The organism is Aminobacter sp. BA135, from assembly GCF_050859125.1.
GTDB lineage: Bacteria > Pseudomonadota > Alphaproteobacteria > Rhizobiales > Rhizobiaceae > Aminobacter > Aminobacter ciceronei.
Map to the genome: position 1 here is coordinate 1,246,592 of NZ_CP139572.1, position 14,401 is coordinate 1,260,992.

13 protein-coding genes are annotated in these 14,401 nt (G+C 63.5%); 6 read left to right on the forward strand and 7 right to left on the reverse strand.

Annotated elements, in window-relative coordinates; translation table 11 throughout:
- Window positions 1-2: 2 nt before the first annotated feature.
- From SLT36_RS06075 to SLT36_RS06090, 4 genes are all read right to left on the reverse strand, one after another.
- On the reverse strand, window positions 3-473 hold the full coding sequence (locus SLT36_RS06075; protein WP_432286317.1) for a PTS sugar transporter subunit IIA: 471 nt from the start codon (window positions 471-473) through the stop codon (window positions 3-5).
- Between the two features lie 2 nt (window positions 474-475).
- A complete protein-coding gene (locus tag SLT36_RS06080) occupies window positions 476-661 on the reverse strand; it encodes a hypothetical protein (RefSeq protein ID WP_432286318.1) in 186 nt (61 codons plus the stop codon).
- Window positions 662-801: 140 nt separating this feature from the next.
- Entirely contained in the window at window positions 802-3,129 is a 2,328-nt protein-coding gene (locus SLT36_RS06085) for a response regulator (protein ID WP_432286319.1), read from the reverse strand.
- Window positions 3,130-3,248: 119 nt separating this feature from the next.
- Window positions 3,249-4,166 carry a polyprenyl synthetase family protein gene (locus SLT36_RS06090; protein WP_432286320.1) on the reverse strand — a complete coding sequence of 306 codons (918 nt, stop codon included), beginning with the start codon at window positions 4,164-4,166 and terminating at the stop codon, window positions 3,249-3,251.
- Window positions 4,167-4,294: 128 nt separating this feature from the next.
- On the opposite strand from SLT36_RS06090, the gene mtgA reads away from it, so the two are divergent.
- From mtgA to SLT36_RS06105, 3 genes are all read left to right on the forward strand, one after another.
- Window positions 4,295-5,005 carry a monofunctional biosynthetic peptidoglycan transglycosylase gene (gene mtgA, locus SLT36_RS06095; RefSeq protein WP_432288267.1) on the forward strand — a complete coding sequence of 237 codons (711 nt, stop codon included), beginning with the start codon at window positions 4,295-4,297 and terminating at the stop codon, window positions 5,003-5,005.
- Window positions 5,006-5,158: 153 nt separating this feature from the next.
- Window positions 5,159-5,341 carry a 50S ribosomal protein L32 gene (gene rpmF / locus SLT36_RS06100; protein WP_008834724.1) on the forward strand — a complete coding sequence of 61 codons (183 nt, stop codon included), beginning with the start codon at window positions 5,159-5,161 and terminating at the stop codon, window positions 5,339-5,341.
- 171 nt (window positions 5,342-5,512) lie between these two features.
- The gene (locus SLT36_RS06105; protein WP_432286321.1) at window positions 5,513-5,926 is read left to right on the forward strand and encodes a hypothetical protein; all 414 of its coding nucleotides are present in this window, start codon (window positions 5,513-5,515) and stop codon (window positions 5,924-5,926) included.
- Window positions 5,927-5,960: 34 nt separating this feature from the next.
- Here the strand turns inward: SLT36_RS06105 and SLT36_RS06110 are convergent, their stop codons facing one another.
- Both SLT36_RS06110 and phaR read right to left on the reverse strand, forming a co-directional pair.
- Window positions 5,961-6,389: a GlcG/HbpS family heme-binding protein gene (locus SLT36_RS06110; protein WP_067956696.1), complete on the reverse strand. Its 429-nt coding sequence runs from the start codon at window positions 6,387-6,389 to the stop codon at window positions 5,961-5,963.
- 344 nt (window positions 6,390-6,733) lie between these two features.
- Window positions 6,734-7,333, reverse strand: a complete 600-nt coding sequence (gene phaR, locus SLT36_RS06115; RefSeq protein ID WP_432286322.1) for a polyhydroxyalkanoate synthesis repressor PhaR — start codon at window positions 7,331-7,333, stop codon at window positions 6,734-6,736.
- 294 nt (window positions 7,334-7,627) lie between these two features.
- On the opposite strand from phaR, the gene SLT36_RS06120 reads away from it, so the two are divergent.
- Window positions 7,628-8,812, forward strand: a complete 1,185-nt coding sequence (locus SLT36_RS06120; protein ID WP_067956699.1) for an acetyl-CoA C-acetyltransferase — start codon at window positions 7,628-7,630, stop codon at window positions 8,810-8,812.
- A 112-nt stretch (window positions 8,813-8,924) separates the two neighbouring features.
- Window positions 8,925-9,647: a beta-ketoacyl-ACP reductase gene (locus SLT36_RS06125; RefSeq protein WP_432286323.1), complete on the forward strand. Its 723-nt coding sequence runs from the start codon at window positions 8,925-8,927 to the stop codon at window positions 9,645-9,647.
- A gap of 72 nt (window positions 9,648-9,719) precedes the next feature.
- Here SLT36_RS06125 and aqpZ read toward each other — a convergent pair whose 3' ends face one another.
- Window positions 9,720-10,409 (reverse strand): aquaporin Z, encoded by a 690-nt coding sequence (gene aqpZ / locus SLT36_RS06130; protein WP_432286324.1) that lies wholly within the window; start codon window positions 10,407-10,409, stop codon window positions 9,720-9,722.
- Window positions 10,410-11,150: 741 nt separating this feature from the next.
- Here aqpZ and SLT36_RS06135 point away from each other — a divergent pair.
- Window positions 11,151-14,399: a helicase-related protein gene (locus SLT36_RS06135; RefSeq protein ID WP_432286325.1), complete on the forward strand. Its 3,249-nt coding sequence runs from the start codon at window positions 11,151-11,153 to the stop codon at window positions 14,397-14,399.
- Window positions 14,400-14,401 lie beyond the last annotated feature (2 nt).

The following is a 14,401-nucleotide window of genomic DNA, read 5'->3' on the forward strand; positions in this document are numbered from 1 at the left end:
GTTCAGGCGGCAGCCGAGCTCTTGAGCGGCTGGTCCGTGAGCAAGCGATGACAGGTGGCAGCGTCGCCTGCCTTGCGCAGGCTTGCCACCACTTCGACGTCGCGCAGCCGACGGGCGATCTTGGCCAGCACGTTGAGATGTTCTTGCGGCGAGGCCTGCGGCAACAGCAGCAGCACGACAAGGTCGACATCCCGGTCGTCGATAGCCTCGAAGGCACAGGGAGCGGCCAGTCTTACAAACGCGCCATAGGGCGTCTGCAGCCCGCGCAACCTGGAATGCGGGATGGCGACGCCCTGGCCAAGCCCGGTCGAGCCGAGCTTTTCCCTGGCTGCAAGCACCGAACTGATCTCGGCGGCCAGACAGCCGGTGCGGCCTGCGGCATGCGCCGCAAGCGCTTTGAGCAGTCGTGTCTTGCTCTCCGGCCGGAGGTCGAGGACCACATCCTCGACCGAAATCACGGCCGAGATTTCCATTGTCAGCTTGAAAGCATGGTGGCCAACGCCAGGCCGCCCAGCAGCACGCCGGTGACGAAGAACAGGCGGGTGAACATAAAGGGCTCGGTCTGGCCCTTGACCAGCTTACCGTCATTGGCGGCATCACGGCGCGTGGGCTCTGCGGTCCGTGCACTGACGAACCGGTCGGGCATCTGGGTACGAAGCATTTTCTTACTTCCTTGTTGTTCACGCCGGCGCGGCGAGGTCGCCGTCGTCCGGTCGCGTCAGCAAGGTAAAATCAGCCGCATCAGGATTCGAGACGGGCGGAACTGCCAAGAAATAAAGAAGTCATAGGCAGTTTGCGTCGTCACGCAGACTGGACGAGCTCGGCGCTCTCGCTCAGCCAGGTGCCGATCTTGGCGCCGAGCTTGTCGGGCGACACCGGCTTGGGCAGGTAATCGTCCATGCCGGCGTCAATGCATTTCTCGCGGTCGCCCTTCAACGCATGCGCTGTCACACCGATGATCGGCGTGCGGCTGCCATTGGCCGCTTCCTCCAAGCGGATGGCGCGTGTCGCCTCGTAGCCGTTCATCTCCGGCATCGAAACATCCATCAGGATCAGCTTGGGCTTGAAGGTGCGGTACATCTCCACCGCCGTGCGGCCATTGCCGGCGATGCGGTGGCTGAGCCCGAGGCCGGATAGAATCTGGCCGAAGACGAGCTGGTTGACCTCATTGTCCTCGGCCACCAGGACGTCGAGCCCGCTGGATTGCAACACTGCCGGCTCGTGATGGGCGACCGGTGCGACGGAAGGGCCGCGGATGACCGTGAAAGCAGGTGTGTGTCGGACCGGCTCGCGCACGAATTCGGTGCGGCCGGCCTGCGATCGGGCCTTCTGCACGGCAGCGATCACCGTGCCGAGCAGCACTGCCGAGCGGGCGGGCTTGGTCAGATGCGCGGCGATGCCGAAATCGAGCACCATGCGGGAGAAATCGATCTGGTCGACCGAAGTCAACAGCACCACCGGGATCGACGAGATGCGGCTGTCGGCGGCGATTGCCTTGGCGACATCGGCGCCGTTCATGCCGGGCATCTGGTAGTCGAGGATGACGCAGTCGACGCTGGCGCCGAGCTGGGCGGCGCGATCCAGGAAGGCGAGGCCGATGGCGCCGCTTTCCGCGGCTGCACAGTCGAAACCCCAGCTCTTCAGCTGCTCCAGCAGGATTTCGCGGTTGACCGGATTGTCGTCGATGACCAGCACGCGCGCGCCGGTGACGTCGACCGGCACGACGCTGCTTTCCTGTTGCGCTTCATGGACCGGCAGCATCGCTGTGAACCAGAACACCGAACCCTTGCCGAGCTCGCTTTCGACGCCGATACGGCCGCCCATCAGGTCGACTAGGCGGGCTGCGATGGCAAGGCCGAGGCCGGTGCCTTCATGGCGACGCGTCGAGCTGCCGTCGACCTGGGCGAATTTCTCGAACACGCTCTGCAGCTTGTCCGCGGGGATGCCGATGCCGGTGTCCTCGACACGGATGCTGAGTGCCACGGTCCCATCGACGACCTCGCCGGTCACGTCGACAAGCACATGGCCGCGCTCGGTGAACTTCACCGCATTGCCGAGCATGTTGGTGATGATCTGGCGGAAGCGCCCGACGTCGCCGGTGACATGGCTCGGCAGGCGGGGATCGACGCGGACGATGAGCTCGAGGTTCTTTTCGGCAACCCGGGCCGAGATCAGGGTCGCGACATCCTCGACCGCCTCGCCGAGATGGAACGGGGCCGGGTCGAGCGTCAACTGGCCGGCGTTGATCTTGGAGAAGTCGAGGACGTCGTTGATGATTGTCAGCAGCGCGTTGCCCGATTTCACGATGACTTCAGTGAAGGTCTTCTGGCGTGGGGTCAGGTCGGTGCGTGCCAAGAGCTCGGCCATGCCGAGGACACCGTTCATCGGCGTCCGGATCTCATGGCTCATATTGGCAAGGAATTTCGACTTTGCCCGGTCGGCCGCTTCGGCCTTCGACAGCGACTCGGCACTTTCGGAGAATGCCTTGCGGATGGCGTGCTCCATCGGGCGGAAGACCCACGCAGCGACGCCGCCGATGACCAGGATCAGCAGTGCGGCGGCCGTGGTCAGCAGCCGGTCGCTGCGCGCTTCGGCATAACGGCGTTCGTTTTCCATGGCGGCGGTGGCGCGCAGCAGCATCGGCTGGGCGAAAAGATCGTTCTGGTTGCGGATCTCGCGATAGCTCCATTCGTCGGAGGTCTTGGCACTCGCCAGCGCGCCGAGGTTGTGGGTGATGTCGCGTGCCGACCAGAACAGATCGCCATTGACGGATGCGCTGTCGAGTTCGCGCACGGATTTGTTGGACAGGCTGGGGCGGATGGTGTCGATCGAACTGGCCAGGTGGCTGATGCGGGCGTCGAGCCTGAGAGCATGGTTGCGAGCGGCAGCCGCCAGCGCTTCTTGCGTTTCCGGCCGCCAGGTACCGTTCGTCGTCTCGGCGAAGCTGCTGGCATTGCGCAGTTCGCGTGAGAACAGTTGTAGCTCGGCGGCAATGGCATCGACGTCGCGGCGATAAGTGTTGCCCTGGCTGAAGGCCAGCATGACGGCGATAGACGTCAGGGCGAAGATCAGGAGACCCGAAAGATATCGGATCCGTATCGAACGGATGAAGGACGAGTGCTCCGGCATGCGCAACCCCAAACACATACGCACAATTTTACAGAGCCGGAATAGACACCATTAACATTAAGAGTTTCTGACCCGCACAACTTGTCCGCGAAATGTTGCTTGCCGGCTGACAGTAAAGATCAGCTGTTGCGCTCGGCGACGAAACTTGCGGCAGCTTTGAGCATGATTGCGCGTTCGCCGAAGGGCTCCAGCAAGTCGTGCGCTTGGTTGACCAGGCCAACAAGCTGGGAGCGGGCCCAGTTGGGGCCGTGGAGTGAAACCAGCGTCGCCTTGCCGGCGGCAGCGTCCTTGCCGGTTGCCTTGCCCATCGTCTCGGCGTCGGCGGTGAGGTCGAGCAGGTCGTCGGCAAGCTGGAAGGCGAGCCCGATCGCCGAACCGAACTCGGCCAGTCTTTCACGCTCGTCGGCAGATGCACCGCCAACGATGGCGCCGGCCTCGCAGGCGAAGCGGATCAGGGCGCCGGTCTTCATCGCTTGCAGCTTTATGATGCCTGTTTCGCTGGGTTTGTTGTGTTCGGCGTCGAGATCGAGCGCCTGGCCGCCGACCATGCCGCCGGGGCCGGCAGCGCGCGCCAGCGCCAAGACGAGGGCTGCGCGGCGGTCGGCCGGCAACGGCGTCGCCTCGTCGGCAATAATGTCGAAGGCAAAGGTCAACAGGCCGTCGCCGGCGAGGATCGCCGTCGCCTCGTCGAAAGCCTTGTGCACCGTCGGTTGGCCGCGGCGCAGGTCGTCGTCGTCCATCGCCGGCAGGTCGTCATGGATCAGCGAATAGCAATGCACACATTCGAGCGCAGTTGCGACACGCAGAGCTGCCTCGCCATCAGCATCAAACAGGGCAGCACTCTCCAGCACCAGGAATGGGCGCAGCCGCTTGCCGCCGTTGAGCACGCCATGGCGCATCGCCGCCATCAGATGCCCGGGCCGTGCGATCTCGCCGGACAGGGGGCTCTCGCCGAGCAACTGCCGCAACCGCGTTTCGACTGTTTCCGCGCGCATGCGCAGGAAGGTTTCGAACATGATATCGCTGTCGATCGTCATGGCGGCGAGCGGTAGCCGACAGTCAGACGTTGCGCAAGAAGCCAAGCGCCTTTATGCCAAAAGGCTGACAAGACAGGGCGGACGGGTTGTCGGAACCGATCATAGAGCCGGAAACCGAAAGGCTGGAGATGGCAGCAGCGCGACGCGGGATGTTCTCGCGCGGAAGCCTGCGCCGCTGGGTGCGGCTCGGTGCGCTGCTCGCCGCGCTGATGATCGCGCTGCCGGTGGTGTTGACCATCCTCTATCTGCCTCCGGTCGTGCGCCCGATCTCGACGCTGATGATCAAGGATGTCGTCACGCTGCAGGGCTATGACCGCCAGTGGGTGCCGCTCGACGACATCGCGCCCGTCATGGCGCATTCCGTCATCATGTCCGAGGACGGGCAATTCTGCACCCACAGGGGCGTCGACCTGGGTGAGTTGCGTGGTGTCATCAGCGATGCGCTCGACGGGGAATCGACTCGTGGCGCTTCGACCATCCCGATGCAGACGGTGAAGAATCTTTATCTCTGGAATGGCCGCTCGTTCCTGCGGAAGGCGCTGGAACTGCCGCTGGCGATCTATTTCGACGCGCTGATGCCCAAGCGGCGGATCATGGAGATCTACCTCAACATCGCCGAGTGGGGCCCCAACATCTACGGCGTCGAGGCGGCGTCGCAGCATTATTTCGGCAAGCCGGCCAGCCAGCTGTCGCGGCGCCAGGCAGCGCTTCTGGCGGTAACCTTGCCCAATCCGGCGGCACGCAATCCGGCCAAGCCTGGACCCGGGCTGAGGCGGCTCGCATCGGTCATCGAGCGCCGCGCCACCAAGGCAGGCGCCTATGTGCAGTGCCTGAACTAGATAGACGGCTGTCGGCTGAAAAAAGAGTCGCTTCGGGCTGGTCAAGCCTGCTTTCGCCGTGTATAGGCTCGCCAACTTTCTCAGTTTCCGGCCCATGCGCGGCCCTTTCACGAGGGCGGACAGGGTCATTTGACCGATTGGTGGAGTATATCCATGGCTGTTCCAAAACGAAAAACCTCCCCGTCCAAGCGCGGCATGCGCCGCTCGGCCGACGCGCTGAAGGCCCCGACCTATGTCGAGGACAAGAATTCCGGCGAAATGCGCCGTCCGCACCACATCGACCTGAAGACCGGCATGTATCGCGGTCGCCAGGTTCTGACGCCGAAGGAAAGCTAAGCAGCTTTTCCTGAGGGAAAGCCAAGCGGCTTTACCCGAGCGAGCAAATTGGGAAAGGACCGGTCTTGCCGGTCCTTTCTTTTTGCGTGTCCGGATGATGGTGCTGAATTTCCTTGACGCCCGGCCGTCGGGGGATTCTAGAAGGTGCCAGCGCAAAGCGGAGACCGGTCCATGCTCGCGGGCATTCCCCTTCTGATCATACCCTTCGTCCTCTACAACATCGGCGTGGCCGGCTTGTTCGGCAGCGGCCCCGACGGCAATCCGTGGGCAACCGAGATTCTCACGTTGGGGATGATGTCGGGCGGAAGTTTTGCGCTTACCCTCGGCGACCTGCTGATCGTGGTGGCGCTGCTGCTTTTCTTCGTCGAGATCGTCAAGGCGACCCGCACGGGCAGCGCCTCTGTCGTCGATCACTTGCTTTCGACCTTCGTCTTCGTCGCGTTCCTGGTCGAATTCCTGCTGGTGCGCGGCGCCACCAGCTCGGTCTTCTTCATATTGATGGTGATTGCGCTGCTCGACGTGCTGGCTGGCTTCTCGGTATCGATCCGTTCGGCCAACCGCGACGTCACGTTCGGACGCGAGTAGGAGCGCGCTCCCCCGGGGGAGCGCGCTTTGCAGATCAGACCTTGGCGACGAAGCCGGCCGATTCGATGCCGGCCATGGCTGCCAGTTCGTCATTGTCCGACGTATCGCCCGAAATGCCGACCGCGCCGAGCACGTCGCCATTCTTGTTGCGGATCAACACGCCGCCCGGCACCGGTACGATCTTTCCGCCCGACACCGCCGAAAGCCCCTGGAAGAAATGCGGACGCTCGACGGCGGCAACGCCGAGTGCGCGCGAGCTCGAGCCGACGGCAAGCGCGCCATACGCCTTGCCCGACGCCACTTCGGCGCGGATGAAGGGCGAGCCGTCCTGGCGCTGGAAGGCCAGGAGGTGGCCGCCGGCGTCGAGCACGGCGACGCCGAGCGGCTTGAACTTCTGCTCGGCGGCAAGGCCGAAAGCGGTGTCGATGATGGCGTTGGCCTTGGCCAGCGTCAGTTCGGTCATGTGCAGTCCTCCTGATGAAATCGATAGGCGTCTAGCAAACACCCTCCCGACGCCCGGCAAAACCCTGCGTCAGGTTGAAAATCTCTCGTCCTAAAGGGTAGGGGCGGGGGCGTTCTGCGTTGGCTTGCCGGTGGTTCAAGGAAGAGCTCAAGACTTCAAGTCTCTCCGGCCCTTCGCTGTCGCTCCGGGCGTTCGACGCTCGGAAAGCCAAGCAAGTTGGCTTTCCGTCGGCCTTACGTGCCGCAGTTCCCTGCCGGGGCCCCGCTGCCTCCGGCAGCTTCCCGGCGTTCGCACCCTTTGAAACGTCCACCGGGCGTTTCAATCCGCCTAGGCGGACCGGGTGCTCATCCCATCGAATCGATCTTGCGCTGCATGGCGGCGAGCTGGTCCTTGAGTTCCTTGAGCTCGTCCGGCTTCTCGGCCGTTTCTTTCTTCGCCGGCTCGGCGGGCGCTGCGGTGCCGGGCATCGGAAACGGGGTGAACATGCGCATCGCGTTCTGGAACAGCTCCATGTTGCGGCGCGTCTGTTCTTCCAGCGCCTTCATCGGCGCGGTCCCCTTCATCATGTCCATCGGCGCCTTGCCGAGGGTCGCCTTCATCTGTTCGCGGAAGCGTTCCTGTTCCTTCGAGAAGGCGAGCATGGACTGTTCGAGGAAGCTCGGCACGACCATCTGCATCTGGTCGCCGTAATAGGAGATCAGCTGCCTGAGGAACGGGATCGGCAGCATGTTCTGGCCGTCCTTGTTCTCCAGTTCGAAGATGATCTGGGTCAAAACCGGGTGCGTGATATCCTCGCCGGTCTTGGCGTCCTGCACGGTAAATTCCTCGCCCTTCTTGACCATTTCGGCCAGGTCCTCGAGCGTGACGTAAGTACTCGTGCCGGTGTTGTAGAGACGGCGGTTGGCGTATTTCTTGATTACGATTGGCGTGTCTTTGGCAACCATCAGCATCCTCCCCCGGAAGACCGGAATGCCGTGTAAGCAGCCGGTAACATTTCGCCGGCCACGAGGATAAGCGCAAAGCAATCGCAAATCCAAGTGGTTTGTGCACTGCAAGAAGGCAAGGCGAGGCAACGCCGGCAAAAAAATGCTGCGCAGCATTGCTGCAGTGCGGCCGCAGCATCGGCAATCCGTTGATTTTCCGGTTTGACTCGGGTCCTGGAACGGGCAAGAAAAGTCATGAGCGCCAATGTCCTCGAGGCGCAAGAACCATTCGTCAAACGAAGTCTGGAGAGAAACATGTCCGCCTCGTCCTCCATCGTCGTCGCCAGCGCCGCCCGAACGCCGGTCGGCTCGTTCAACGGTGCCTTCGCCAACACCCCGGCCCATGAACTCGGTGCAGTCGCGGTCCGCGAGGCGCTGGCACGCGCCGGTGTCGACCCCAGGGAAGTCGACGAAGTCATCCTCGGCCAGATCCTTGCCGCCGGCGCCGGCCAGAACCCGGCCCGCCAGGCGGCCATGGCGGCGGGTGTGCCGCAGGAGGCGACCGCCTGGGGCCTCAACCAGCTGTGCGGCTCGGGCCTGCGCACCATTGCCATCGGCATGCAGCAGATTGCCACCGGCGACGCCAAGATCATCGTCGCAGGCGGCCAGGAATCGATGTCGATGGCGCCGCACTGCCAGCACCTGCGTGGCGGCGTGAAGATGGGCGACTTCAAGATGATCGACACGATGATCAAGGACGGCCTGACCGACGCCTTCTACGGCTACCACATGGGCAACACCGCCGAGAACGTCGCGCGCCAGTGGCAGCTGACCCGCGACGAGCAGGACCAGTTCGCCGTCGCCTCGCAGAACAAGGCCGAAGCCGCGCAGGTTGCAGGCCGCTTCAAGGACGAGATCGTTCCGGTCACCATCAAGGGCAAGAAGGGCGACACCATCGTCGACCAGGACGAATACATCCGCCACGGTGCGACCCTCGATTCGCTTGCCAAGCTGCGGCCTGCCTTCGACAAGGAAGGCTCCGTCACCGCCGGCAATGCCTCCGGCATCAATGACGGCGCTGCCGCTGTCGTGCTGATGACCGAAGCCGAGGCTGTACGCCGTGGCCTCACCCCGCTGGTCCGCATCGTTTCCTGGGCGACCGCCGGCGTCGACCCGCAGATCATGGGCACCGGCCCGATCCCGGCGTCGCGCAAGGCGCTGGAAAAGGCCGGCTGGTCGGTCGGCGATCTCGACCTGGTCGAAGCCAACGAGGCTTTCGCCGCGCAGGCCTGCGCGGTCAACAAGGACATGGGCTGGGATCCGGCGATCGTCAACGTCAATGGCGGCGCCATTGCCATCGGCCATCCGGTGGGCGCGTCCGGCGCCCGCGTCTTCAACACGCTGGTCTACGAAATGCGCCGGCGCAGTGCGAAAAAGGGTCTCGCGACCCTGTGCATCGGCGGCGGCATGGGCGTCGCCATGTGTGTCGAGGCGATGTAAATCGAAAACAAAAGGGCGGCCAATGTGCCGCCCTTTTTGTCTCTAAAAGCCTCTCGCAAGGGAAAAGCCTGTCGCAAGGGCAGTCCATCAAGCAGCAGAAAAGGGGAAACGCATGAGCAAGGTTGCACTGGTTACCGGAGGATCGCGCGGCATCGGTGCTGCTATTTCGATCGCGCTGAAGGAGGCGGGCTACTCGGTTGCGGCCAACTACGCCGGCAATGACGAAGCTGCGCAGAAGTTCAAGGCCGAGACGGGCATTCCTGTCTACAAATGGTCGGTCGCCGACTACGACGCCTGCGAGGCCGGCATCAAGCAGGTCGAGGCTGACCTCGGCCCCGTCTCGGTGCTGGTCAACAACGCCGGCATCACGCGCGACTCGATGTTCCACAAGATGACGCGCGAGCAGTGGAAGGAAGTCATCGACACCAACCTGAACGGTGCCTTCAACATGACCCATCCGCTGTGGAGCGGCATGCGCGACCGCAAGTTCGGCCGCGTCATAACCATCTCCTCGATCAACGGCCAGAAAGGCCAGGCCGGCCAGGCCAATTATTCGGCCTCCAAGGCAGGCGACATCGGCTTCACCAAGGCCCTGGCCCAGGAAGGCGCCCGCGCCGGCATCACCGTCAATGTCATCTGTCCCGGCTACATTGCCACCGAGATGGTGATGGCGGTTCCGGAAAAGGTGCGGGAAGCGATCATCGCCCAGATCCCGGTCAGCAGGCTCGGCGAGCCTGAAGAGATCGCGCGCTGCGTGGTGTTCCTGGCATCGGAACAATCGGGCTTCATCACGGGTGCGACCCTGTCCGCAAACGGCGGACAATATTTCGTCTGACCGTCGGGCTTGCTGCCCCGAAACAAGAAAACGGCGCCGCAAGGCGCCGTTTTCGCGTCTGGCCGGTGAGGCTCAGTCCTTTTCGAACATCGCCTTGTGAACGACGCCGGCGATCGCCGCGCCGACGATCGGGGCTACCCAGAACAACCACAACTGCTGCAGGGCGATGCCGCCGACGAACAGCGCCGGTCCGGTCGAGCGGGCCGGGTTGACCGAGGTGTTGGTGACCGGAATCGAGATCAGGTGGATGAGCGTCAGCGCAAGGCCGATGGCGATCGGTGCGAAGCCGGCCGGCACGCGTCCATGGGTCGAGCCCAGGATGATCATCAGGAACATGAAGGTCAAAACGACCTCGATGATCAATGCCGAGGTCAGGCCATATTTGCCGGGTGAAGCGTCGCCATAGCCGTTGGTCGCGAAGCCGCCGATACCGGCAAAGTCGGCCTTACCGCTGACGATGAGGTAGAGCACCGTCGAGGCGACGATGGCGCCGACAAGCTGGGCGATGACATAAGGTACCAGGTTCTTGGCTTCGAAGCGACCGGCCATCATCAGGCCGACAGAGACTGCGGGGTTGAAGTGGCCGCCCGAGATGCCGCCGACGGCATAGGCCATGGTCAGCACGGTCAGGCCGAATGCCAGGGCTACGCCGGCAAAGCCGATGCCGAGTTCGGGAAACGCAGCCGCAAGCACCGCACTGCCGCAACCACCAAAGACAAGCCAGAATGTGCCGAGGAACTCGGCGAATAGACGTTTGCTCATGATCTTCCCTCCAGATGTCGTGCGCCTGCGTGGTGCGCCGCATTTTCCGGAGGCCCCGCCTGGGCAATCCCCGCCGCGCAGACTCAACATGCGGATGGAGACATGCCTCGCTGCCGCATTCAACGGGTGTGGTTCCCTTAACGTAATGCAATCACAGATATTTTCGTCGGACCAGCGGTGTGCCGCTTTGGCACGCAAAGATTAACGCGCCCGGGAGCCTGTTGTGGACAAGCCTGTGACTCCACGGTGGATAATCGGTGGAGACGTTGGGGAAGACACAACATCTAGCGGTGAACAAATCAGGAAACTTGTCCTATCAGTGATTCGTCGCCTGTTCGTTCCGCATTTGGTTCAAATCTTAACGAAATGCCGCTCGTCGACGATTCCAGCGTTAACCCGGAGATAGGAAACATCAACAAAATCATTATTTTGCGTCGGGTTTGCCAAAGCGTTCCGGCGCTTGGTCGGCAAAGGTTAACAGCAGTGGGCTAAAGCATGAAACGGGCCACTTTAGAGAATCTGCATGTGGTGCGACTTGCCAGCACGAAATCTATATGTTGGGGTGAACAAAACCTGAATCTGCCGGAGTCAGTGATTCGTCGCTGATTCGTTCCAGACTCGTTCCAACTCTTAAATTTGGAACATTCCGCTTTCGCTTCGTCTCGCAAATCCCTATGTGTCCAGTCGTCGTGAAAGCGGCGCAACGCCGGGTGGGCCCGGCGCCGAGGGCAGTTCCTTAGAATGAATGTTCACTCCAAGCAGAATGACCCCCTGATCGTGTCGGGTCGCGATGTGACAGCGGTCCTCGGGCCGACCAACACCGGCAAGACGCATCTCGCCATCGAGCGCATGGTCGCGCATGAAAGCGGCATCATCGGCCTGCCGCTCAGGCTGCTTGCCCGCGAGGTCTATGGTCGGCTCTGCGAGAAGGTTGGTGCCCATAAGGTCGCGCTGGTGACCGGCGAGGAGAAGATCCTGCCGGCCGGTGCCAAGTATTCCGTCTGCACCGTCGAGGCGATGCCGCGTCAGACCGATGCCGCCTTCGTCGCCATCGACGAGGTACAGCTCGCCGGCGATCTCGAGCGCGGCCATATCTTTACCGACCGCATCCTGCACCTGCGAGGCAGGCAGGAAACGCTGCTGCTGGGTGCTGCCACCATGCACGGCATCCTGCAGAAGCTGTTGAAGGGCGTGTCGGTGGTCACCCGGCCGCGCCTGTCGCATCTTGCCTATGCCGGCTCCAAGAAGCTGACGCGGCTGCCGCGCCGCTCGGCCATCGTCGCCTTTTCGGCCGATGAGGTCTATGGCATCGCCGAGCTCATCCGCCGTCAGCAGGGCGGCGCTGCCGTCGTGCTCGGCGCGCTCAGCCCACGCACCCGCAACGCCCAGGTCGAACTCTACCAGTCCGGCGACGTCGACTACCTGATTGCCACCGATGCCATCGGCATGGGCCTCAATCTCGATGTCGACCACGTTGCCTTTGCCCAGAACCGCAAGTTCGATGGCTACCAGTATCGCCAGCTGACCGCTGCCGAGCTTGGCCAGATCGCCGGCCGTGCCGGCCGTCATCTCCGCGACGGCACCTTTGGCGTCACCGGCCAGGTGGATCCGTTCGACGAGGAACTGATCGAGAAGATCGAGGGGCACGATTTCGAGCCGGTGAAGGTGCTGCAGTGGCGCACCGCTTCGTTCGACTTCACAAGCCTCGACACGCTCAAGCGCTCGATCGACACGGTGGCGCCCGTCGAAGGCCTGACGCGGGCGCTGCCCGCGGTCGACGCCCAGGCGCTCGAACACCTGTCGCGTGACGAAAACATCCGCTCGCTCGCCACCGGTCGCGAACGTGTCGCCCTGTTGTGGGAGACCTGCGCGCTGCCCGACTATCGCAGGATTGCGCCTGCCCAGCACGCCGACCTCATTGCGTCGATGTATGACGATCTCGCCCGCAACGGTCATGTCGACGAAAACTACATGGCCGAACAGGTGCGCCGCGCCGATTCCACCGAAGGCGACATCGACACGCTCTCCCACCGGATCGCACAGATCCGGACCTGGACTTTTGTCTCAAACCGCCCTGGCTGGCTTGCCGATCCGGCACACTGGCAAGAAAAAACGCGAAACATCGAAGACAGATTGTCGGATGCACTGCATGAGCGGTTGACGAAACGCTTTGTAGACCGCAGGACTTCCGTCCTCATGCGCCGCCTTAGAGAAAACACTATGCTTGAAGCCGAAATAAGCCCGTCCGGAACTGTCCTCGTCGAGGGCCACCATGTCGGCGAACTGCAAGGGTTCCGTTTCACCGCAGATCAGAGCGCTGGCGGAGAAGACGCCAAGGCCGTGCGCACGGCAGCGCAGAAGGCGCTCGCCACAGAATTCGATGCCCGCGCGGAGCGTTTTTCGGCGTCGCCCAATGGCGATATCGCGCTTGGCTCCGACGGCGTTCTGCGCTGGATAGGCGCGCCGATCGGCACGCTGGTCGAGGGCGAGGACGCGCTCAAGCCGCGCGTCGTGCTGCTCGCCGACGAGCAACTGACGGGCCCGGCCCGTGACAAGGTCGCGGCGCGCGCCGACCGTTTCGTCAATTTCCAGATTGAGTCGCTGCTCAAGCCGTTGGTCGATCTCAAGGCCGGCGAACAGCTTTCCGGCATTGGCCGTGGCATCGCTTTCCAGTTGGTCGAGAATTTCGGCCTGATCAATCGCCGCGACATCGCCGACGAGGTGAAGTCGCTCGACCAGGAAGGTCGCGCAGCACTTCGCCGTCTCGGCGTCCGCTTCGGTGCCTACCACGTCTTTGTACCGGCGCTGATCAAACCGGCACCGTCCGGCCTGGTGACGCTGCTCTGGGCGCTCAAGAATGACGGCAAGGACAAGCCGGGCTTCGGCGATGTCGTCCATGCGTTGGCCGCCGGCCGTACGTCTGTTGTCATCGATCAGGCGTTCGACAAGACCTTCTACAAGCTCGCCGGATTCCGCAATCTTGGCCGCCGCGCCGTGCGTGTCGACATTCTCGAACGTCTCGCCGATCTGATCCGCCCGGCGCTTGCCTGGAAGCAGGGCATCGGTGCGCGTCCTGACGGTGCCTATGACGGCAGCGCCTTCATCGTCACGCCGCAGATGATGTCGATCCTCGGCGCAACCGGCGACGACATGGAAGAAATCCTCAAGGGCCTCGGCTATCGCGCCGAGCCGAAGCCTGCTGCCGAGGTCAAGGACAAGCTCGAGACGATCGACGCTGCCACGCGCGCGGCCGTGGCCAAGGCGCAGGCCGACAAGGCCGCAGCGGCAGCTGCCGCTGCCGGTCAGGCCGCCGAGGTTTCCACGGAAGCATTTGCCCAAGCCGCGCAGGAAGCGGATGCCGAGCAGGAGCCGGAAGCTGTTGCCGAGGTTGCAGCTGAGGTCGTGGCCGAAGTGGCGGCCGAGCCTGCCGTCGAACCCGAGGCAGTTGCTGCACCCGCCGCAGAAGTGGAAGCCGTCGCAGAACCTGTAGCCGAAGCGTTGTCGGAAGCGGCCGCCGTCGAGACTGCTGCAGCCGAAGCCCAGCCGGCAACTGCCGCCGCGGAGCCTGTCGAAGAACCCAAGCCGATCCTTTTGTGGCGTCAGGGCCGCTTCGAGCAGCGCCCGCGTCATCGCCAGGACAATCGCCCACGCGGCGGCCAGCGCGAGCAGCGTGCCGCCGGCGCACCCGCAGCCCGTCAGGGTCAGGGCGAGGGCAACCGCAATGGCGGGCGCGAGGGTGGCGAAGGCCGTGATGGCGGCCGTCCGCGTTTCGACCGCAAGCCCGGCGGCAAGCCGCAGGGCGAGGGTGGGCGTCCCGAACACCGCAATCGCAATGAGCGTCCGCAGGGCGACAGGCACGGCGGCGACCGCAACGGCCCCAAGGGCAAGCCCGCCTTCCAGCCCAAGCCACGCGAGGAGCGTCCGGTGCGCATCGATCCGGATTCGCCCTTCGCCAAGCTCGCCGCGCTGCGCGACCAGCTCAAGAAGTAAGC